Raw genomic sequence first — 21,652 nt, forward strand, 5'->3', positions numbered from 1 at the left:
AAGTAGATCTCACGGAAAGAAACACCGCACCGGTCCGGGCCGGCCCCCACTGCAAAGGCGCAGGACGGGGTCGGCCCGGACAACCCGGAGCACAAACAAGGAGACAAAGATGACTGCAGCATTTGAGCCCACCCAGCAGACGCCCGAAGAGCAGGCCGCCGCACTGGAGCTCGAGTGGGCCGCCAACCCCCGCTGGGAAGGTGTGACCCGTGACTACAAGGCAACGGACGTCGTCCGACTCCGCGGCCGAGTCTCCGAAGAACACACGCTCGCCCGCCGCGGCTCCGAGAAGCTGTGGAAGCAGCTGACCTCCGAGCACAAGGAAGGCAAGTACACCAACGCCCTCGGCGCCCTCACCGGCAACCAGGCCGTGCAGCAGGTCAAGGCCGGCCTCCGCGCCATCTACCTGTCCGGCTGGCAGGTTGCCGCCGACGCCAACAACTCGGGCCACACGTACCCGGACCAGTCGCTGTACCCGGCCAACTCGGTTCCCACCGTGGTCCGCCGCATCAACAACGCCCTTCTCCGCGCCGACCAGATCGAATTCTCCGAGGGCATCCAGACCGTCGAGGACTGGATGGTGCCGATCATTGCCGACGCCGAGGCAGGCTTCGGCGGACCGCTGAACGCCTATGAACTCATGAAATCCATGATCCAGGCCGGCGCCGCGGGCGTTCACTGGGAGGACCAGCTCGCTTCGGAAAAGAAGTGCGGCCACCTCGGCGGCAAGGTGCTGATCCCCACCCAGCAGCACGTCCGCACCCTGAACGCGGCCCGCCTGGCCGCCGACGTCGCCGGCACCCCGTCGGTGGTCATCGCCCGCACCGACGCCGAGGCAGCAACCCTGATCACCTCGGACGTCGATCCCCGCGACCAGGAATTCGTCCTCCGCGAAGGGGGCCAGCCGGTTCGTACGGCGGAGGGCTTCTACAAGGTCCGCAACGGCATCGAACCCTGCATCGCCCGCGCCAAGGCCTACGCCCCGTATTCCGACCTAATCTGGATGGAAACGGGCACCCCGGACCTCGAGCTGGCCCGCAAGTTCGCCGAGGCCGTCAAGGCCGATTTCCCGGACCAGATGCTCTCCTACAACTGCTCGCCGTCGTTCAACTGGCGCAAGCACCTGGACGACGCCACGATCGCCAAGTTCCAGCGCGAACTCGGCGCCATGGGCTTCACGTTCCAGTTCATCACCCTGGCTGGCTTCCACGCCCTGAACTACTCGATGTTCGATCTCGCCCACGGTTACGCCCGTGAAGGCATGAGCGCCTACGTCGAGCTCCAGGAAAAGGAATTCGCCTCCGAGTCCCGCGGCTACACCGCGACCAAGCACCAGCGCGAAGTCGGCACGGGCTACTTCGACGACATCGCAACTGCGCTCAACCCGAACGCATCCACGCTGGCCCTGGTGGGATCCACCGAAGAAGGCCAGTTCCACTAATTTTCCCCAAGTAAGTAGCGGTAAGTGTCGTTTTGGAGGCTCAAAACGACACTTACTGCTACCCAGTTGGGCCCTGCACCAGGAGAACTCCAATGAACAGCTTCACTGACAACTTCACTATCAACGGGATCACGCTGACCGCGCAGCCTATTTGCCGGCAGGGCGAGGTTCTCACTCCGGATGCCTTGGCGTTTGTTGCCAAGCTGCACCGGGCCACCACGGAACGGCGGCAGGAGCTGCTCCAGGGCCGCCGCAACCGGCGGGCAGAGATCGCCAAGGGGCAGGACCCGCGGTTCCTCCGCGAAACCGAGTCCGTCCGCAATGATCCGAACTGGCGCGTCGCTCCCCCGGCTCCGGGCCTGGAGGACCGCCGCGTGGAGATCACTGGCCCGGTGGACAAGAAGATGACCATCAACGCGCTGAACTCGGGCGCCAAGGTGTGGCTGGCCGACATGGAAGACTCCTCCACACCGTCGTGGCGCAACGTCATCCAGGGCCAGCTGAACCTCACGGACGCGCTGGAACGCCGGATCGACTTCACTTCCCCGGAGGGCAAGGACTACAAGCTCCGCCCGGCCGGCGAACTGCCCACCATCGTGGTCCGCCCCCGAGGCTGGCACCTGCCCGAGAAGCACATGCTCATCGACGGCGAGCCGATCGCCGGCGGCATCGTGGACTTCGGCCTGTACTTCTTCCACAATGCCCGCCGCCTGCTGGCCCAGGGCAAGGGCCCGTACTTCTACCTGCCGAAGATCGAAAACCACCTCGAAGCACGCCTGTGGAACGACATCTTCATCCTGGCCCAGGACCTCATGGGCATCCCGCAGGGCACCATCCGCGCCACCGTGCTGATCGAGACCATCACGGCTTCCTTCGAGATGGAAGAGATCCTGTACGAACTCCGCGACCACGCCTCTGGCCTGAACGCCGGCCGCTGGGACTACATCTTCTCCATGATCAAGAACTTCCGCACCCGCGGCCCCCGCTTCGTCCTCCCGGACCGTGTGCAGGTGACCATGACGGCCCCGTTCATGCGCGCCTACACCGAGCAGCTGGTCCGGGCCTGCCACAAGCGCGGCGCCATGGCCATCGGCGGCATGGCCGCAGCCGTCCCCAACCGCAAGGACGAGGCAGCAAACGCCATCGCCTTTGAGAAGGTCCGCGCGGACAAGACCCGTGAGGCCGGCGACGGCTTTGACGGTTCCTGGGTTGCGCACCCGGACCTGGTTCCGGTGTGCCGCGAGGTGTTCGACGGCGTCCTCGGCGACCGGCCGAACCAGCTGGACCGCCTCCGCGAGGACGTCACCCCCGATGACCGTGCGCTGCTGGACATCGCCGCCACCACCGGCACCATCACCGAAAAGGGCATCCGGAACAACATCGAGGTGGGCATCCGCTATATCGAATCCTGGCTGCGCGGCAACGGTGCCGTGGCCATCCACAACCTGATGGAGGACGCCGCCACCGCGGAGATCTCCCGCTCGCAGATCTGGCAGTGGATCTACTCCCACGCCATCACGGACCAGGGCGAAATCATCACCCGCGAGTGGGTGGAGGACATGCTTGACGAGGAATTCACGAAACTCGAACGCTTCGAAGGCGACCGCTTCGCCGACGCGCGGGACATCTTCGAAGAAGTCACCCTGGCCGACGCGTTCCCCACCTTCCTGACCCTCCCCGCGTACGCCCGCTTCCTGCACGAGGCCCGCGACGGTTCCGACGGACCGGTCGAGGACGCAGAGCTCGTCGCCGCCTAGGAATCGCAAGAGTTTCCGTTTGCCGGGCGGCCACGCCGTCCGCAACAGGCACCCCGAAATCCGGGACGGCCGCCCGGCAGCGGAACCACCATTAAGCGCGAACTGGCAGCTAATGACCCGAAAACCCAAGTTTGAGGGCGTTAGCTGCCAGTTCGCGCTTTTTTGTGGGGGTGAAGTACGAGGACGGCGGGACGCGTCAGCGGGTCTTCGGCACCTTCCGCACGGAGAGCGTCGTGCCCAGGAAGAACGCGGCCACCGAGCCGAGGATCAGCAGCATCGGGTTGGTCCAGGACCCGGAAAGCCCGTGGACATAGCCCAAGAGTGTCGGGGCGGCAGCGCCAACCGAGTACCCCACGCCCTGGACGATGGCGGACATCCGGCCGGCGGACGCCTGGTCGCGGGCCAGCTTGATGATGGCAATGAAAATGAGCGTGATGCCGCCGCCCTGCGCCGCGCCGCCCACGGAGGACCAGAGCCACCACAGCTCCGGGGCCAGCAGCAGGCCAAGGGGAACGGTCAGCCACATCGTGCCCAGGGTGACCGCGACCGCCGTCGTACTGGCAAACCTGGCCACCATCGGCACCCCAAGGCCGCCCACAATGGCAAGAATCTGGAAGAGGGAGGACCCGGCGCCGGCGGCGGAGGGCGCCATGCCGAGTTCGTCGATAAGGAAGGTCGGCAGCCAGGCCGTGACGCCGTAGTAGGAGAAGGCCTGCCCCGCAAAGCCCGCTGTCAGCCCGGCCGTGATCCAGCGGGACGCCGGCCGTCCGCCGGGCGGCCGGGGATTGGAATCATCGACGGCGGCCGGAACGAAGGCATTGCGTCCGACGGACATCACCCAGAAAACTGTCGCGGCCACGGCGAAGAGCCCGCTGGCCGCGAGGGACAGCCGCCACCCGGCAAGCTCGGCCAGCGGCGCGGTAACCACGGAAGTGAGGAAGGAGCCGATGTTCAGGGCAGCCGTGTAGATGCCCATGGCTGTGCCCTGGCGCCGCGGTGAAAAGTCACGGCGGATGATCAGCGGGACAGCGATGTTGCCGATGGTGATGGCCACGCCGATGATGACCGTTCCGACCAGCACCAGGGCGCCGTTGCCGGCCGAGCGGACAATAACACCGGCCAGCACCCCGAGCAGCGTAAGCATGATGGCGAATTCGGCGCCGAATTTTCGGCCCGCGAACGAGGCGAGCGGCGCCGCCAGGGAAAAGCACAGCACCGGAATGCCGGTCAGCAGGCCCAGTTCCACGGGCGAGAACCCGAGGTCCTGCTGCATCGGGCCGACCACGGGGGCCACAGCCACGAACGGGCCGCGCATGTTCAGCGCGATGAGTCCGATGCTCGCCAGCAGGATCCAGCCGCGCGGCATCCTGGCAAGGATATTCGCCGTCATGAGGCGGGCTGCGGTGTGGTGCGGGAGCTGGAAATCGGTGTCATCAATTCATTGCTATCACGCCCGCAGCCGCATAACCGGCCTTATCCCGTTGCCTGCAGGGTGGCTTCTATCACGGCGGGAGACAGCACATGCTGCGTGACCATCTGGCTGGCACCAAGGATGGCTGCCTGGTCCCCGGCCATCGAGAGCGCTATCCGCAAGTGTGATGTGGCAAGCGGCAGGGACCGCCGGTAAACGACTTCCCGTACGCCTGCCATCAGGTGCTCACCGGCCTGGCCCAGGCTTCCGCCGATCACAATCACGGACGGGTTGAGCAGGTTGACCACTGTTGCGAGCACGTCCCCAACATCGCGGCCGGCCTGGCGAAGCGCCTGGATCGCTTGGAGGTTGCCCTCGGCGACGAGCCGCAGGACATCCCCGCCCTTTTCGGCAGCCAGTCCCTGCCGGGCCAGTTCCCGCGCCACGGCGGGACCGGACGCCAGTGCTTCAAGGCAGCCGTAGTTGCCGCAACGGCAGAGGACTTCATCGCCGCGCGGGACCCGCACATGGCCAAGGTCGCCCGCGGTTCCGTTGGCGCCGCGCTGCAGTTCCCCGCTGCTGATGATGCCCGCACCGATGCCGGTGGCCACCTTGATGAACAGGAAGTTGTCGTGTTCCGGCCAGTACGCCGTGCGTTCGCCGAGGGCCATGATGTTGACGTCGTTGTCCACCAGCACCGGGACCGGCAGCGAGCGCTGGACGTAGCGGACCACGTCGAACCCGTCCCAGCCGGGCATGATGGGCGGCTTCACCGGCATCCCGGTGGCGTGCTCCACGGGGCCGGGCAGCCCGATCCCGATGCCGGCAAGGTCTGAGGGAGTCCGGCCGGCCTCGCTGAGGAGCATCTTGCCTTCCTCGACCACCCGGCCAAGGACGGCTTCGGGACCGTCGGCAACGTCCTGGTCGAGGCGGTGCTCGGCGAGGACATTGCCGCCCAGGTCGGTGACGGCAACGATCACGTGCGTGGCGCCGACGTCGACTGCCAGGACAGCGCGGGCGGCCGGGTTGAAGGCAAAGCGCGACGGCGGCCGGCCGCCGCTGGAGCTTGCCTCCCCGGCAGGTCCCACCAGCCCGGAAGAGATCAACGCGTCAATGCGAGCGGCAACTGTGGAACGGGCAAGGCCGGTGGTCAGGGCCAGTTCGGCGCGGGTGCGGGCCCTGCCGTCACGGAGGAGCTGGAAGAGATCTCCTGCCCGGGAAAGATTTCCGGCACCGTCGGCAGCAGTGTCAGTTCCGGGCTCGGTTCCGGGCTCTTTTCCAGACGTTGGACTCATGAGTCAGTGATAGCACGAAGCTCTTATGCATGTCACGCCGTCGAAAGATTGTCGATGACTTTTCAACTTTTGCTTGACGATCGACAAAAGTAGTTCTAGCTTGATGTGTGAGCGGTGTCACCTGAGCCTGAGTACGATCCGGGACCGGTGGCCGCCTTCTTACCCCAACGACGAGGAGAGACAGTGTCATACTCGATCCAGCTCTACACGGTCCGTAAGGCCCTTGAAGAGGATCTCGCAGGAACCATCCAGCGCCTGGCTGAAATCGGCTTCACCATGGTTGAGCCCTACCGTTTCGTCGCGAAAGCCGCTGAACTCAAGCAGGCCTTGGCAGAGAACAACCTCACCGCCCCGTCCGGCCACGCCCCACTGCTTAGCGATGACCAGGACGCCATCTTCACCGCCGCACAGCAGCTGGGGATCGGCACCGTCATTGACCCGCACGTTCCGATCGAGCGCTGGAACACGATTGAAGACATCAAGGAAACCGCAAATCAGCTCAACGCGGCCGCCGCTAAGGGCGCTGACTACGGGGTCCGCGTCGGATACCACAACCACTGGTGGGAAGTGGAGTCCGTGATCGACGGCAAGACCGCGATCGAACACCTCGCCGACAGCCTGGCTCCGGAAGTTGTCCTGGAACTCGACACCTACTGGGCCGCAGTGGGCGGCCAGAACCCGGCCGAACTGCTTGCCCGGCTCGGCGACCGGGTCAAGTTCATTCACGTCAAGGACGGCCCCGTCACCTCCGATCCGTCCAGCCAGCTCGCCGTCGGCGACGGCAAGATGCCGATCTGGGACGTACTGGACGCTGCCCGCTCGCTCGAAGCCGCCGTGGTGGAACTCGACGATTTCCAAGGCGACATGTTCGATGCCGTTCGGGACAGCTACAACTACCTCAGCGCCGGGAAGGTCTCCGCATGAGCCACGCAGCAGGAACCGCCTTTGGCCCCCTGGGCTCAGGTCCGGTCGGCGTCGGCATCATCGGCGCAGGGGTGATCAGCAAGCAGTACCTGGACAACCTCACCAGTTTCCCGGATGTCCGGGTCATAGCGATCGGGGACCTGTTCGAGGAGGCCGCGGCTACACGGGCCGCCGAGTACGGGATTGCAAACCACGGCGGCATCGACGCGGTCCTGGGTAACCCCGACGTCGAGATTGTCATCAACCTGACGATCCCGGCAGCGCATGTCGAGGTGGCCACCCAAGCAGTGAACGCCGGCAAGCATGTCTGGAGCGAAAAGCCGTTCTCCTTGGACCGGGAAAGCGGTCTGGGGCTGCTCAAGGTCGCTGACGCCGCCGGCGTCCGGCTGGGCTGCGCCCCGGATACGTTCCTCGGCGCCGGCCTGCAGACGGCCCGACGGATGATCGAGCGCGGCGACATCGGCACCCCGCTGACCGCCCTGACCCTGATGCAGTCCCCCGGCCCGGAATCCTGGCACCCCAACCCCGCCTTTCTGTTCCAGGACGGGGCCGGACCCCTGTTCGACATCGGCCCGTATTACCTGACCACCCTCGTCCAGACGTTCGGCAGCATCCGCCGGGTGGCCGCATTCGGTTCGAAGTCCCGGGAAACCCGTGTGATCGGCTCCGGGCCCAAAGCCGGCGAGGTATTCGACGTGACGGTCCCGACGCATGTCAGCTCCATCCTGGAATTCGAGGGTGGCGAATCGGCCCAAAGCATCTTCAGCTTCGATTCACCGCTCAAGCGCGCAGGGTTTGTCGAGATCACGGGCTCCGACGCGACGATTGCGTTGCCGGATCCGAACAACTTCGACGGCGACATCCGGATCTGCGCGATCGGCTCCGACGACTGGACCACAATCCCGTCCGTCGGCTCCACGGCCAGCCGCGGTGCCGGGGTGCTGGAAATGGCCCGCGCCATCCGCGAGGGCCGGCCTCACCGGGCACAGGGCGAGCTGGCTTTCCACATCCTCGACACCATGGCTTCGATCTCGGAGTCCATCGACAACCGCGCCTTTGTCGACGTCGAAAGTTACGCCGCCAAGGTCCCGGCCCTGCCCGAGGACTGGGACCCGACGGCTGCAACCCTCCCTGCCTAGCCCCACCCCGCATCAGCCCCAGCTCGACGACGAGAAACCGGAGCACCATGAAAAATCCCCTGAAAGTCCTGTCGGCGTTTGCCGCAACGGCTGCCATGGCACTTAGCCTGAGCGCCTGCGGCGGCGGCAGCAGCCAAGCATCCAGCGACACCATCACCTACTGGGCCTCTGACCAAGGCAACAGCCTGGATGACACGGCGGCCAAGCTGAAGCCGTCCCTGGACCGTTTCACCGAGAAGACCGGCGTCAAGGTCCAGCTGGAAGTCATCAGCTGGACTGATCTCTACAACCGTATCCTCACGGCAGTCACCAGCGGCGACGGCCCCGATGTCCTGAATATCGGCAACACCTGGGCCGTAACGCTTCAGGAGACGGGTGCTTTTGAGCCCGTCGAGGGCGAACTGCTGGAAGCGGTTGGCGGCAAGGACCGCTTCCTGAAGACCAGCTGGTCCACCGGCGGCGCCGAAGGCAAGACCCCGACATCGGTGCCGCTCTACGGCCTGGCGTACAACATGTACTACAACACCAAAATGTTCAAGGAAGCCGGCATAGAGAAAGCGCCCACCACCTGGGACGAGTTTGTGGCCGATGCCAAGAAGCTCACCAAGGACACCAACGGTGACGGCAAACCGGATCAGTGGGGCTTCACGGCCGCCGGAGCATCCGTGTCCGCTAACTCGCACCAGGCCTTCGTCCGGGGACTCCAGAACGGCGGCACTCTCTTCGACGCGGAAGGAAAGCCGACCTTTGACAGCGATCCCCAGGTGGAGGGTGTCAAGCAGTTCGTGGACCTGATGGCCACGCACAAGGTGATGTCGCCGTCGGACGCCGAGCTCAGCCAGGGAAGCCAGAAAGTGGACAACGTCATCAACGGCAAGGCTGCCATGATGTTCGACCAGAGCCCGCTGAAGAACTTCGCCGCCCGCGATTTCAAGGACTGGGGTGTGGCTCCGATCCCCATGATGACGGCCGGCGCCACCGGTGATGCCGGCACCCAGAGCCACGTCGCCGGGATCAACCTGAGCGTCTTCAAGAACAGCGACAACAAGGCAAATGCCATCAAGCTGGCGGCTTTCCTGACCAGTGACGAAGAGCAGATTGCGCTTAACAAGGCCTACTCCTCGCTGCCCGTGGTGACCACCGCTTCGAGCGATGCGGCATTCCAGACCGAGGAGGTCAAGGCAAAGAACGATGCCCTGGCCAACCACTCGCTGCCCATGCCCCTGATAGCGAAAGAGGGCCAGATGGAGACCCTCACCGGCACGGCAATCAAGAACCTCTTTGCCAAGGCGGCCACCGGAACTGTTTCCGAAGATGACATCCGGGCGGCCCTCAAGGACGCCAACAACCAGATGGCCGCGGCCCAGTAACCAGGCCCTGCGAGTGGGGGTACCGCTGAACCGCGGTGCCCCCACTCCGGCAAAGGAGTTTCCATGTCCCATTCAGCATTGGACAGCGGCCCCGCCGCTGCAGGCAGCGCACCTGCCGTTGACCCTGAGCCCGGCCAACCGAAGGCCGCCACCGCACCGCCAACACGCAAGCGGCGCCGCTCATTCCTCCCCTATGGCCTGATCCTCCCGGCCGCGATCCTCGAACTCCTGATCCATATCGGCCCGATGCTCCTGGGCATCTGGATCGCCTTCATCTCCCTGAACCAGCTCAATCTCACCAACTGGCTCAATGCCCCCTTCGTGGGCCTGCAAAACTTCGTCAACGGCCTCAACCCCGAAAGCACCATCGGACAGGCGTTCTTCAGCACAGTGGGCCGGACCCTGGTCTACACCATCCTGGTGGTTGGTTTCTCCTGGGTGCTGGGCATGGCAGGCGCAGTTTTCCTTTCGTCCAACTTCAAGGGCCGTGCGCTCCTGCGCACGTTCTTCCTGGTCCCTTATGCACTCCCGGCCTACGTCGGAACCATCGCGTGGGCCTTCATGTTCAATCAGCGCGACGGCGCCGTAAACCAGATCCTGGTGGACACCTTCCATCTTTTCGGTGACGAGCGGCCCTTCTGGTTGCTGGGCGAGAACTCGTTTGGCGCCATGATCGTAGTGAACGTCTGGCAGCTGTGGCCCTTCGCGTTCCTCATGCTGATGGCGGCCCTCCAAAATGTCCCCACCGATGTCTACGAAGCAGCGGCCATCGACGGCGCTTCATTGTGGCAGCAATTCCGCACCATCACGTTGCCCATGGTCCGGCCGGCCAACGGTGTGCTGCTGATGGTGATGTCGCTCTGGACCTTCAACCAGTTCAATATTCCCTTTGTGCTCTTCGGCGCCTCGTCTCCGAAAGAAGCCACCCTCATTTCTCCGCTGATCTACCAGAACTCATTCGGCAGCTGGAACTTCGGCCTCGGCGGCGCCATGAGCGTCCTGCTGCTCATCGCCCTGTTCATTGCCTCCGTCTTCTACATCCGCATGGTGCTGCCCAAGGGGGCCGACAATGATTGAGACCCGCAACTTCCGAATCCTGAGGAACGTGGTCCTGACGATCCTGTCCCTCTGGGTGGCCATCCCCCTATATGTGGTGGTGTCCACGTCGCTGAAACCGCTCAAGGACGTCTCCGGGCTGTTCCAGTGGATCCCGCGTGAAATCACTGCCTCACCGTACCTGGACATCTGGACCACGGTGCCTCTGGCCAAGTATTTCCAGAACAGCCTCATCATCACCATCTGCGCCACTGCCTGTTCCGTCACGGTCGCCGTCCTGGCCGCCTACGCCATCGCCCGGCTGCAGTTCAAAGGGAAGCGGGCCTTCAGCCTGACGGTCCTGTCCACGCAGATGTTCCCCGGCATCCTGTTCCTCCTGCCGCTCTACCTGATCTTCACCCAGATCCGGAACATGACGGGATTGCAGCTGCAGGGGTCCTATCTTGGGCTCATCATCACCTATATGACCTTCACGTTGCCCTTCGCAATCTGGATGCTCAGCGGGTACTTCGCGTCCATCCCGAAGGAGCTGGAAGAGGCTTCGATGATCGACGGCACCGGCCGGATGGGCGCCCTCTTCCGGGTCATCCTCCCGGTTGCCAAGCCGGGCATCATTGCGGTGGCGGTGTACTCCTTCATCTCAGCCTGGGGAGAGGTGCTGTTCGCCTCCGTCCTGACCAACGAGGCCACCAAGACCCTCTCCTTGGGGCTCAAGGCCTACGCCAGCGAATCCGATGTGTTCTGGAACCAACTCATGGCCGCTTCCGTGGTGGTCAGCCTGCCCGTCCTGATCGGCTTCATCCTGGTCCAGAAACACCTGGTCGCAGGCTTGTCCGCCGGCGCGGTCAAATAGGCCCAGTGAAGTAAACCCAGCCACCACCGTTACCCGGGCCAGCCGAGCAAGCGCCGTTCGCGGCCAGCCACCTTAGTTGAGGAGCATCACCATGAAGACGGCGCACACGCCACCGCTGTCGGAGGACAGCACCACCTTCGACACCACCAACCCGGACAACTCTCCCCTGGGCGTGGCGATGATCGGCTATGCGTTTATGGGCAAGGCCCACTCGAACGCCTGGCGGAATGTCGCGTCCTACTTCGACGTTCCGGCCTTCGAGCAGAAAGTGCTCGTGGGCCGGGACGCCGTGCAGGTCGCTGCGGCCGCGAAGAAGTACGGCTGGGCGGAGTCCGCCACAGACTGGCGCTCGGTCCTGGACCGGGACGACATCCATATCGTCGATATCTGCGCCCCGGGCTGGATGCACGCCGAGATCGCCATCGCCGCCCTCGAAGCGGGTAAGCACGTCCTCGTGGAAAAGCCGTTGGCCAATACGCTGGCCGAGGCCGAGGCCATGACCGACGCCGCCGCGGCGGCCCGTGCCAAGGGCGTGCAGTCCATGATCGGGTTCAACTACCGCCGTGTCCCCGCCCTGGCCCTCGCGAAGGAGCTCATCGCCGAAGGCCGGCTCGGGACGGTCAGGCACGTCCGGGCCGCGTACCTGCAGGACTGGCTCTCCGACGCCGAGTCCCCCATGACCTGGCGCCTTCGCAAGGAAACCGCCGGATCCGGCGCGCTGGGCGACATCGCCTCCCACGCCATCGACCAGGTCCTCTACCTCCTGGACGGCACGGTCACCGAAGTCACGGGCCGGCTGCACACCTTCGTGGACCGCCGCCCCGGCCCTAACGGCCTGGAGGATGTAACGGTCGACGACGCCGCCTGGGCCACGCTGACCCTCGCCTCCGGGGCCATCGCCTCCGTGGAAGTATCCCGCGTGGCCACTGGCCAGAAGAACTCCCTCAAGCTGGAAATCTACGGCGACAAGGGCACCATCCTGTTCGACCTTGAGGCGTTGAACGAACTCGGATTCCTGGACGCCACCGCGCCCGTCCGCGAACAGGGCTTCCGCCGGATCCTGGTCAACGAACCCGAACACCCCTACCTGGAAGCCTGGTGGCCGCAAGGCCACATCATCGGCTGGGAGCACACTTTCACCCACCAGATCCGTGACTTCCTGACGGCCATCAGCGCCGGGGAGGCACCGTCGCCGTCGTTCGCGGAAGGCCTCAACGTCCAGCACATCCTGTCCGCCGTCGAGGAATCAGCGGCCGCCAAAAGCTCACTCATCCAACTGAACACTTCCGCCAGCACCGCCACCAAAGGAGCCTGACATGCCCCGCCCGTACACCCTGTTCACCGGCCAGTGGGCCGACCTCCCGTTCGAGGAAGTCGCCAAGCTGGCTTCCGGCTGGGGCTACGACGGCCTCGAGATCGCCGTCTCCGGGGACCACCTGGACGCCTGGCGCTGGGACGAACCCGGCTACGTCGAAGCCAAACTCGCCGTCCTGGAAAAGTACAACCTGAAGGTCTGGGCCATCTCCAACCACCTCAAGGGCCAGGCCGTCTGCGATGACCCCATCGACTTCCGCCACGAAGCCATCGTCGGATCCAAAGTCTGGGGCGACGGCGACCCCGAAGGCGTCCGCCAGCGCGCCGCCGAGGAAATGAAGCACACCGCCCGGCTCGCCAAAGCCCTCGGCGTGGACACCGTGGTCGGATTCACCGGCTCCTCCATCTGGCAGTACGTCGCGATGTTCCCGCCCGTCCCCGAAAAAGTCATCGAGGCCGGCTACCAGGACTTCGCGGACCGCTGGAACCCCATCCTGGACGTCTTCGACGAATGCGGCGTCCGGTTCGCCCACGAAGTCCACCCCTCCGAGATCGCCTACGACTACTGGACCACCGTCCGCACCCTCGAAGCGATCGGCCACCGGCCCGCGTTCGGCCTGAACTGGGACCCGTCCCACTTCATGTGGCAGGGCATCGACCCCGTCTCCTTCATCTGGGACTTCAAGGACCGGATCTACCACGTGGACTGCAAGGACACCAAGCTCCGCCCCACCGGCCGGAACACCGTCCTCGGCTCCCACCTGCCCTGGGGCGACCCCCGCCGCGGCTGGGACTTCGTCTCCGCAGGCCGCGGCGACGTCCCCTGGGAATCCTCCTTCCGCGCCCTCACCGCGATCGGCTACACCGGCCCCATCTCCGTCGAATGGGAAGACGCCGGCATGGACCGCCTCCACGGCGCCCCCGAAGCCCTCGCCGCGCTGAAGAAATTCGACTTCCCCGCCTCCCAGACCAGCTTCGACGCCGCCTTCAGCAGCAAGGACTAGGCAGGAATGATCCGCCCCCTCCAGTCCGGCCAGCGTTGCGAGGTCTGGATTGCGTCCGTCACCGGAGAATCCCAGCTGGTGTACACGACGGATGATGTCCTCCTCGAGGCACCGAACTGGACCCTCGACGGTTCGTCACTCGTCCTCAACGGGGACGGGAAGCTGCGGACGCTGGACGTGTCCAGTGCGGAGCTCGCCGAAGTCCCGCTCAGCGGCGTCCCCGACCTCAACAACGATCACGTCCTGGCACCCGACGGCACCGGCATCCTCCTGTCGGCGAATGACGGCCACATCTACCGTGCTTTGTTGGACGGCGGACCGGCCAAGCGCATCACCGACGACTACGGCGCTTTCCACTTCCTCCACGGCGTCAGCCCGGACGGATCCCAGCTGGCGTACGTGGGCATCGAAGCGGGCGACTTCACGCAGCCCGGTCGCCTGATGACCATAGCGTCCGACGGCGGCGCTACCGCCGCTGTCGACGTCGGCGCCGGCCACTGCGACGGGCCCGAATATTCGCCCGATGGGAAATGGCTCTACTTGAACACGGAGTCCTTTACGTCCACACCCGGCCACGCCCAACTCGCCCGTATCCAAGTGGACGGAGGAGGCTTCGAGCGGCTCCTCGAATCCGACACCGTCGACTGGTTCCCGCACCTGTCCCCCGACGGACAGCTGGCCACCTACATCCGCTTCCCCAGCGGCACAGTGGGCCACCCCGCAGACTTGCCGGTCGACGTCGTGCTTGTCCCGACCGTTGACTGGACAACGCCACTGCACACATGGCCACTGTTCGGAGGCCAAGGTACGCTCAACGTCAACAGCTGGTCGCCCGATTCCACCCGGTTCGCGTACGTCGCGTACCCCCTCGACGGCTACGACACACAGCCCCACACGACAAAGGACTAAGTACGTGACCAACCCCAACACTGGCACCTCTGACGGCAGCATCCGCTGGGGAATCCTCGGCACCGGCTTCATCGCAGGGCTCCAAACGCAGGACCTGAACGAGAACGGATTCACCGTCCAGGCCGTGGGTTCGCGCACCCTGGAATCGAGCAAGGCGTTCGGCGACAAGTTCGGCATTCCCACCGCGCATGACAGCTATGAAGCCCTGGTTGCGGACCCCGACGTGGACGTCATTTACATTGCCACGCCGCATCCGTTCCACCATGCGAATGCGCTGCTGGCCCTGAACGCCGGGAAGCACGTCCTGGTGGAGAAGGCATTCACCATCAACGCCCGCGAAGCGCAGGAGATTGTTGAGCTGGCTGAGTCCAAGGGCCTTGTAGCGCTGGAGGCCATGTGGACGCGGTTCCTCCCGCACATGGTCCGTCTTCGCGAGATCATCCAGGAAGGCACCATCGGCGAGGTCCGCAAGGTGGTCGCCAGCCACAACCAGAGCCTTCCCAAGGACCCTGCCCACCGGCTGAACGACCCCGCGTTGGGCGGCGGGGCGCTGCTGGACCTCGGCATCTACCCGATCTCTTTTGCCTTTGACGTCCTGGGCACCCCGGAGCGTATCCAGGCGAGCGCCACTATGACGGCGACAGGCGTGGACGGCCAGACGGCGGCGATCTTTGACTATGCCGGCGGTCAGCAGGCCCTGGTGGACTGTGAGCTGGACGCTGCAGGAGCGAATCGGGCTGCCATCATCGGAACGGAGGGTTGGATCGACATCGAATCCGTTTGGTACAACCCTGTGCCCTTTACCGTTTATGGCGTTGATGGCAATGTTGTGGAGCGCTTCGATCAGCCGGTGAACAGCAGGGGGATGCAGTTCCAGGCCGCCGAGCTGGAGCGCCTGATCCGGGCTGGAGCCACGTCCGGGACCATCCTGCCGCCGGGCGAGAGCGTGGCCATCATGGCCGCGATGGACGAGATCCGCCGACAGATCGGCCTCAGCTACGAGGCTGACACGGTAGTTGGCGCCAAATGACTGATTCTGCCCGCCTCGCTGAACTGAAGCAGCACGAGGAAGAGCTCGTTTTCGCGAGCTTCGACCACCACGATGCCTGGCGGCTCGGCTCGCTGATCGCCAACCGCGCAATCACCGAGGGCCATGCTGTTGCCATTGACAAGTCGGCCAGCGCCCTGCGCTTTGAGCACAGCACGGCGCTGCTCACTGAGCAGTTCACGGACTACGACCCCACCCAGGGCGGCTGGCTCGCGCCGGAGGACTACACGCTGGCCGGAGGGTCTTTCCCTATCCGCGTCCGAGGCACAGGCGTCGTCGCCGCAGTGACGGCATCCGGGCTGTCCTCCGACGACGACCATCAACTGGTGGTCGACAGCATCGGGACGTACCTCAAGGAAGTCGCAGCATAGGACATGACGCACACCATCCGGAAAGCAACCGCGGACGACGCCGGCCGGCTGGCCGGGCTTGCCGCCGTCACCTTTCCGCTCGCCTGCCCGCCGGAGTCCTCCCCCGCCGATATCGCGGCGCACCTGGCGGCGACGCTCAGCGAAGAGAACTTCCGAAGTTACTTGGCGGACCCCGGCATCACGGTCCTGGTGATCGATTCCGACGGCGACCTCCGCGGCTACAGCATGCTCGTGGACCGTCCGGCCGGGGATCCGGACGTTGCCGCCGCCCTGACCGCCCTTCCGGCCACCGAGCTCAGCAAATGCTACGTCCACCCCGACCACCACGGGCTGGGTGCCGCGGCTGAGCTGATGCACGCCAGCCTCGGCGAGGCCGCCGCCGCGGGTGCCCGCGGAATGTGGCTGGGAGTTAACAGCCAGAATGCCAAGGCCATCCGCTTCTATGAGAAATCAGGCTTCCGGAAGGTCGGCACCAAGTCGTTCACCCTGGGAACCACGGTGGAGCACGACTTCGTGATGGAGCAGGCCCTCCCCCACCCCCAAGCGCGAACGGACACTTAAGCCCCCCAGCGCGAGGCGGCAGTGACCAAAGCGACATGCCGCCGGGGAATGGATGCAGCGGGAACCCGGTTGTTGGCAGCATGAAGATTGAGATCTGGTCCGATGTCGCGTGCCCCTGGTGCTACATCGGCAAGCGCCGTTTCGAAGCAGCCCTGGCCGAATTCCCGCACCGCGATTCCGTGGAAGTGCAGTGGCGCAGCTACCAGCTGGACCCGACCCTGCCCGAGCACTACGACGGCACCGAGCTGGAGTACCTCAGCACCCGGAAGGGCATGGCGCCGGCGCAGGTCTCGGAGATGTTCGAACATGTGGCTGAACAAGCCAAGGGTGAGGGCCTCAACTACCGGTTCGACGCCGTCGTGGTTGCCAACAGCTTCACCGCCCACCGGCTGATCCATCTGGCCGCCGCCCACGGCGAGCAGGACGCCGCCAAGGAACGCCTGCTCAGCGACCACTTTGAGCACGGCAGGGACATCGGCAACCGGGAGTACCTCACATCCCTGGGCCTGGACCTGGGGATCGACGCCGCGGAGCTGGATGAACTGTTCACCACGGACAAGTACGCCGACGACGTCCGGTTCGATTTCGAGGAGGGCCGCGCCCTGGGGATCAGCGGCGTGCCGTTCTTCGTGATCGACCGGAAGTTTGGACTCTCCGGCGCCCAGCCGTCGGCGATGTTCAGCCAGGCACTCAACCAGGCGTGGCAGGAAAAGCAGCCCCTCGTGATGGCCGGCACAGGCAGCGACGGCGGCGCCGAAGCGTGCGGCCCCGACGGCTGCGCCATCTGACTCCGGCCCGGCGGCCGTGGTTTGCTGACAGATCACTGTAAAGTGTCTGTATGCCTAGGATTTCGGCCGCCACGAACGCTGCCCAACGAGCCGAGACCCAACGCCGCATCCTGACCGGCTTCGGCGAGCTCCTCTTCACCCACGGCCTGCCCGGGCTCACCATGACCGATGTTGCCCGCCATGCAGGCATCGGACGCACCGCTGTGTACAACTACTACGCGGACATCGAAGAGCTGCTCATCGCGTACGCCCTGGACGAAACTGAACGCTTCCTCGACGGCCTCCGGGAGTCCCTGCAGTCCCTCGAGAACCCGGTGGAGCGCCTGGCCCTGTATGTCCGCGCCCAGGTGGAGGACCTGAGCCGCCGCCACCTTCCGCCGGGCCCGGCGATGGCCGCTGTGCTCTCGCCGGCCTCCTTCTCGAAGCTGGCCGACCATGTGGGCGAGCTGAGCCTGCTCCTCCAGGACATCCTGCGCGACGCGATGGCGCAGGGCTATCTCCCGGCGGCGGACATCGTGCAGCTGGCGCAGCTCATCCACGGCACCCTGTCCTCCAGCGCGGCGCGCGGGGACGGCAGCCCGGAAGCAGTGCTCCGCACTGTTCGGTTCATCCAGCTGGGCGCGGGGGCACGGTTCGACGACGGCGGCCTTCCCGTGCGGTTCAGCCAGCCATAGTCCCTTACCCGGCTTTGGGGATCACCGGCCATTTGTCCACGATCCGGCGGCTCTCGCGCGGGCAGCCAAGCTTGCCGGGCGTCTGGTCCACCAACTCGGGCCCTGTCAGCTCCTTGAAATCACCGGTCAGGATCACGTCCACGCTGCCGTCGGAACGGCCGTCCTGGAAGTAATCCGATTCCGGCAGGTTGCGCTGGACACTGAAGGCGGCCGACTGGCCGGCAGCCCCGGAAACCACCGCCGCCACGCCCCGGTAGCCGGACTGGGTGTTGCCCACGTCGGCCACCGCGAATTTCCTGGCCAGGAACTCATCGGCCACGGAACGGGCCAGGCCCGGCCGGTTGGTGGCGTTGTAGACATTCAGGCTGACTTTGTCGTTCGGCGTGTAGTCAAAAGTCGCCGTAGGGCACGCGGACACCGACGATCGGCTGCTCTCCGCCGTCGGGATCTTGATCTGCCCGTTCATGATGGCCACCGCAACGATGATGGCGGCGATGATCAGCCCAACCAGCAGCACCAGCACCACGCCGTGCAGGATTCGGCGGCGCAAGCGGACGGGGTTGTCTCCGGCGTCTTCCGGCTCAACGAATGTGGCTCTGAGTTCCCTTCCGGAAACCACGCGGTGCCCGTGCAGGACGGTGATGTCCTTGGGTTTCTTAGCCATCTATCACCAGCACACGGGCGTGGATGGCGGTGCGCTGGTGCAGTGCGGTCCGGACAGCACGGTGCAGCCCGTCCTCGAGGTACAGGGTTCCCCGGTATTGCACAACGTGGGGAAAGAGATCGCCGAAGAACGTGGAATCCTCGGCGAGGAGAGCCTCGAGGTCGAGCGTGCGCTTGGTGGTCACCAGCTCATCGAGCCGGACAGGCCGCGGCGGAAGCGCGGCCCACTCCTTGGGGGTGTTGTAACCATGGTCGGGGTAAGGGCGTCCCTCGCCCACAGCTTTGAATATCACCCTGCAAGCCTATGGAACTTGCCCGTCCAAGGGAACGAATGACCCAGCGCTGCACCAATGTTGTAGCCAAATGGTGACCATTGGCTGCCGGCGACGCAGCAAGGCAACATTCAGCGCCGTGCCGCCCCGGACTGCCAGAATGGAGCTATGACTGCACCCGAGAACCCAGCCGCCGCATCGCCGTCGGCTCCTCCCCTTGCCCTCCTGCTCGATGTCGACGGCCCGGTGGCCAGCCCCGTCACCCGCGATGTTAAGCCGGAGATCATTGCGGACATGGTGGCCCTGGCCACGGCCGGGATTCCCGTCATCTTCAACACCGGCCGTTCGGACGCGTTCATCCGGGAACAGGTGATGGAGCCGATGATCGCGGCCGGCATGCCCGCCGGAACAGTCATCCACGCCATCTGCGAAAAAGGCGCCGTCTGGTTCAGCTACACGGCTGCGGGGCCCGGCCCCGTGCACGTGGACCACGAGCTGGCCGTCCCCCGCTCCTACGGCGACGACGTCCGCCGGCTGGTCTCGGAGGATTACGCAAAACACATGTTCTACGACGAAACCAAGCGGGCCATGGTGTCGGTGGAACAGCACATCGACGTGCCGAGCCAGGACTACCTCGACGAACAGAAACTGTTCGACACTGACGCCATGGAGCTGATGGCCCGCCACGGGCTGGGTGTGGTCCGGCTGGACCACCATGCTCCCGATTCCGACGACCAGATCGATTACCGGGTGGATCCGACCATCATTTCCACGGACATCGAGTCCGTGCGCCTCGGCAAGGACCTGGGTGCCAGCCGTGCCGTGGAGCTGCTCGCGGCGCAGGGCATCCGGCCGCTTGCCTGGCGGACGGTGGGCGATTCACGCACGGACTACGCCATGGCTGACTGGCTGCACCACAACGATCACGAGGTGAAGCACGTGGACGTCCGGCCTGCCGACGGAGTGCCCGTCAAGCCGTATGCGGTCCTGACGGCAGCCAACCTGGGGCTCGCCGAAGACGTGATTCACGACGACGCCGGCGGCGCGTTCCTGCGCAGCTGGCGGGACGCCCTGGCCGGCTAGCCCCGGCGTCCCTGTCGGTGTCGCGCCCGGTACGGAGGCCGGCATCCGGGATTAGTCCAGTTTTTTTACGCGGGTTATCATGCAAATAGGACCCCTATAGACAACAGCTCGGAGAAACACCATTACAGACGCACTGGTTCAGGATGAGATCTACTACGGAGGTCAGCCTTCCGACGACGGCGGGAGCCACCCCGAGGTAACTTCGCCGGCCGCTGTTGCACGGCTGAAGAATCGCCCCGACGTGGTCCGCCACCGGGGGCGTTATGCGCTGATCAATTCCACCCGTACGCCGTACCAGGCCATGGTGGAGGACCTGCTGTTCATCCGCAATGTCCTCGCCAATGCGGGCCTGGACTATCTCCTGGTCCGCGGCAACAACCACCGGCCCGTCATTGCGCTGGACTGGAAGGACCGGAAGAAGCTCCGGGCCGCGCTGGTGGAGGCGTGCCGCAACGAGCCCGTTTACTCCATGACCGTGGACGCCAAGAAGAAGTCCTCCGTGCTGGTTGCCGACGGCGAGCTCTCCATCAACCGCCACGCCCGCATCTTCCGGCTCTACCGTCCGCGGGTGGAACCCGACGGCGGTTTCGAGTTTGGTTCGTCCGCCGGCGTGCAGATCGAGCTGTGGAGCTTCGAAGGCAACCAGCTGATCCTGCCGATCGAAAACTCCCTTACCCGCCGGACCATGCTCACCACCGACGCCGTGCGCGGCACCGTGGAACGCTACGGCCACACCTGGCCCACCATCGAGAACATGTTCGCGGACCACGCCAGCGACATCAGCTTCGACATTGACATGGTGTTTTCGTGGGTTGACGGCAGCTCCCCGGAATACATCGCGGCGCGGCGTGCCCGGATGGCCGGCGTTGTGGTGGGCGAGGGCGACGACCATGAGGCCCGCTTCCGCCAGATCGACGAACTGAAATACGCCCTGCGCTCGGTGTACATGTTCGCTCCGTGGGTGCGGCGCATCTTCATCGCCACGGACTCCCCGGCGCCCGCCTGGCTGGCTGACCACCCCACCGTGACCATTGTGCGCAGTGAGGAGTTCTTCGCGGACCCGTCGGTGCTGCCCACGCACAATTCGCAGGCCGTGGAGTGCCAGCTGCACCACATCGAAGGACTCTCGGAGCACTTCCTGTACTCGAACGACGATATGTTCTTTGGCCGCGCGGTGGGACCGGACATGTTCTTCACCCCGGGCGGCGTCACCAAGTTCATTGAGGCAGAAACCCGCATCGGCCTGGGCGACAACGACGCCGAACGCAGCGGGTTCGAGAATGCGGCCCGGGTGAACCGGAAGCTGCTGTGGGACCGGTTCGGCCGGATCACCACCCGCCACCTGGAGCACACCGCCGCGCCCTTGCGGCGCAGCGTTGCGGCCACCATGGAGCAGGAATTCCCGCAGGAATTCGCCAAGACAGCGGCGAGCCGGTTCCGTGCGGCGGACAACATCTCCGTGACGAATTCCTTCTACCACTACTACGCCCTGCTGACCGGACGGGCAGTGACCCAGACGGCCGCAAAGGTGAGGTACGTGGACACCACCGCCCGCGCCGGGCTCAATTACCTGCCCAAGCTCCTGTCCAAGCGCAACATGGACTTCTTCTGCCTCAACGACGGCAGCTTCCCCGAAGTGGAAGCGGAGGAACGCGCCAGCCTGGTCACGGAATTCCTCGAAAAGTACTACCCGATCAAGGCGCCCTGGGAAAAGTAGGG

The 21,652-nt window shown here is 65.1% G+C and carries 21 protein-coding genes; 17 read left to right on the top strand and 4 right to left on the bottom strand.

Going from position 1 to position 21,652, the window contains the following annotated elements; translation table 11 throughout:
- Positions 1-109: 109 nt before the first annotated feature.
- Positions 110-1,441: an isocitrate lyase gene (gene aceA / locus CXQ91_RS11560; protein ID WP_104174051.1), complete on the top strand. Its 1,332-nt coding sequence runs from the start codon at positions 110-112 to the stop codon at positions 1,439-1,441.
- 92 nt (positions 1,442-1,533) lie between these two features.
- A complete protein-coding gene (gene aceB / locus CXQ91_RS11565) occupies positions 1,534-3,198 on the top strand; it encodes a malate synthase A (protein ID WP_104174052.1) in 1,665 nt (554 codons plus the stop codon).
- Positions 3,199-3,394: 196 nt separating this feature from the next.
- On the opposite strand, the gene CXQ91_RS11570 is transcribed toward aceB, so the two are convergent.
- Both CXQ91_RS11570 and CXQ91_RS11575 read right to left on the bottom strand, forming a co-directional pair.
- Positions 3,395-4,588 carry a CynX/NimT family MFS transporter gene (locus tag CXQ91_RS11570; protein WP_104174053.1) on the bottom strand — a complete coding sequence of 398 codons (1,194 nt, stop codon included), beginning with the start codon at positions 4,586-4,588 and terminating at the stop codon, positions 3,395-3,397.
- An 83-nt stretch (positions 4,589-4,671) separates the two neighbouring features.
- Positions 4,672-5,904 carry an ROK family transcriptional regulator gene (locus CXQ91_RS11575; protein WP_104174054.1) on the bottom strand — a complete coding sequence of 411 codons (1,233 nt, stop codon included), beginning with the start codon at positions 5,902-5,904 and terminating at the stop codon, positions 4,672-4,674.
- Positions 5,905-6,087: 183 nt separating this feature from the next.
- Between CXQ91_RS11575 and CXQ91_RS11580 the strand changes: the two genes are divergently transcribed.
- From CXQ91_RS11580 to CXQ91_RS11640, 13 genes are all read left to right on the top strand, one after another.
- Positions 6,088-6,828, top strand: a complete 741-nt coding sequence (locus tag CXQ91_RS11580) for a sugar phosphate isomerase/epimerase (RefSeq protein WP_104174055.1) — start codon at positions 6,088-6,090, stop codon at positions 6,826-6,828.
- Positions 6,825-7,967 (top strand): Gfo/Idh/MocA family protein, encoded by a 1,143-nt coding sequence (locus tag CXQ91_RS11585; protein WP_104174056.1) that lies wholly within the window; start codon positions 6,825-6,827, stop codon positions 7,965-7,967. Before CXQ91_RS11580 ends, CXQ91_RS11585 begins: the two co-directional genes overlap by 4 nt.
- A gap of 47 nt (positions 7,968-8,014) precedes the next feature.
- On the top strand, positions 8,015-9,337 hold the full coding sequence (locus CXQ91_RS11590) for a sugar ABC transporter substrate-binding protein (protein ID WP_181038857.1): 1,323 nt from the start codon (positions 8,015-8,017) through the stop codon (positions 9,335-9,337).
- A 63-nt stretch (positions 9,338-9,400) separates the two neighbouring features.
- On the top strand, positions 9,401-10,414 hold the full coding sequence (locus CXQ91_RS11595) for a carbohydrate ABC transporter permease (RefSeq protein WP_104174057.1): 1,014 nt from the start codon (positions 9,401-9,403) through the stop codon (positions 10,412-10,414).
- Positions 10,407-11,246, top strand: a complete 840-nt coding sequence (locus CXQ91_RS11600; RefSeq protein WP_104174058.1) for a carbohydrate ABC transporter permease — start codon at positions 10,407-10,409, stop codon at positions 11,244-11,246. The genes CXQ91_RS11595 and CXQ91_RS11600 overlap by 8 nt, the downstream gene beginning before the upstream one ends.
- A gap of 178 nt (positions 11,247-11,424) precedes the next feature.
- Positions 11,425-12,561: a Gfo/Idh/MocA family protein gene (locus CXQ91_RS11605; protein WP_104174142.1), complete on the top strand. Its 1,137-nt coding sequence runs from the start codon at positions 11,425-11,427 to the stop codon at positions 12,559-12,561.
- Between the two features lies 1 nt (position 12,562).
- The gene (locus CXQ91_RS11610) at positions 12,563-13,564 is read left to right on the top strand and encodes a sugar phosphate isomerase/epimerase (protein WP_104174059.1); all 1,002 of its coding nucleotides are present in this window, start codon (positions 12,563-12,565) and stop codon (positions 13,562-13,564) included.
- Between the two features lie 6 nt (positions 13,565-13,570).
- Positions 13,571-14,473: a biopolymer transporter Tol gene (locus CXQ91_RS11615; protein WP_104174060.1), complete on the top strand. Its 903-nt coding sequence runs from the start codon at positions 13,571-13,573 to the stop codon at positions 14,471-14,473.
- A gap of 4 nt (positions 14,474-14,477) precedes the next feature.
- Positions 14,478-15,503: a Gfo/Idh/MocA family protein gene (locus CXQ91_RS11620; RefSeq protein ID WP_104174061.1), complete on the top strand. Its 1,026-nt coding sequence runs from the start codon at positions 14,478-14,480 to the stop codon at positions 15,501-15,503.
- Positions 15,500-15,892: a heme-binding protein gene (locus CXQ91_RS11625; RefSeq protein WP_104174062.1), complete on the top strand. Its 393-nt coding sequence runs from the start codon at positions 15,500-15,502 to the stop codon at positions 15,890-15,892. Before CXQ91_RS11620 ends, CXQ91_RS11625 begins: the two co-directional genes overlap by 4 nt.
- 3 nt (positions 15,893-15,895) lie before the next feature.
- Positions 15,896-16,453 carry a GNAT family N-acetyltransferase gene (locus tag CXQ91_RS11630; protein WP_104174063.1) on the top strand — a complete coding sequence of 186 codons (558 nt, stop codon included), beginning with the start codon at positions 15,896-15,898 and terminating at the stop codon, positions 16,451-16,453.
- 80 nt (positions 16,454-16,533) lie between these two features.
- A complete protein-coding gene (locus CXQ91_RS11635) occupies positions 16,534-17,241 on the top strand; it encodes a DsbA family oxidoreductase (RefSeq protein WP_104174064.1) in 708 nt (235 codons plus the stop codon).
- Between the two features lie 50 nt (positions 17,242-17,291).
- The gene (locus CXQ91_RS11640; protein ID WP_104174065.1) at positions 17,292-17,915 is read left to right on the top strand and encodes a TetR/AcrR family transcriptional regulator; all 624 of its coding nucleotides are present in this window, start codon (positions 17,292-17,294) and stop codon (positions 17,913-17,915) included.
- Positions 17,916-17,919: 4 nt separating this feature from the next.
- On the opposite strand, the gene CXQ91_RS11645 is transcribed toward CXQ91_RS11640, so the two are convergent.
- Together CXQ91_RS11645 and CXQ91_RS11650 are read right to left on the bottom strand one after the other, a co-directional pair.
- Positions 17,920-18,579 carry a LytR C-terminal domain-containing protein gene (locus CXQ91_RS11645; protein ID WP_104174066.1) on the bottom strand — a complete coding sequence of 220 codons (660 nt, stop codon included), beginning with the start codon at positions 18,577-18,579 and terminating at the stop codon, positions 17,920-17,922.
- A complete protein-coding gene (locus CXQ91_RS11650; RefSeq protein ID WP_028272925.1) occupies positions 18,572-18,871 on the bottom strand; it encodes a type II toxin-antitoxin system VapB family antitoxin in 300 nt (99 codons plus the stop codon). The genes CXQ91_RS11645 and CXQ91_RS11650 overlap by 8 nt, the downstream gene beginning before the upstream one ends.
- 147 nt (positions 18,872-19,018) lie before the next feature.
- Here CXQ91_RS11650 and CXQ91_RS11655 point away from each other — a divergent pair, with 147 nt between their 5' ends.
- Together CXQ91_RS11655 and CXQ91_RS11660 are read left to right on the top strand one after the other, a co-directional pair.
- Positions 19,019-19,933, top strand: coding sequence for a hypothetical protein (locus CXQ91_RS11655; RefSeq protein WP_104174067.1), 915 nt, complete (start codon positions 19,019-19,021; stop codon positions 19,931-19,933).
- A 241-nt stretch (positions 19,934-20,174) separates the two neighbouring features.
- The gene (locus CXQ91_RS11660; protein WP_374953652.1) at positions 20,175-21,650 is read left to right on the top strand and encodes a stealth family protein; all 1,476 of its coding nucleotides are present in this window, start codon (positions 20,175-20,177) and stop codon (positions 21,648-21,650) included.
- Positions 21,651-21,652 lie beyond the last annotated feature (2 nt).

It is taken from the genome of Arthrobacter sp. Y81, assembly GCF_002929335.1.
Taxonomy (GTDB): Bacteria; Actinomycetota; Actinomycetes; order Actinomycetales; family Micrococcaceae; genus Arthrobacter.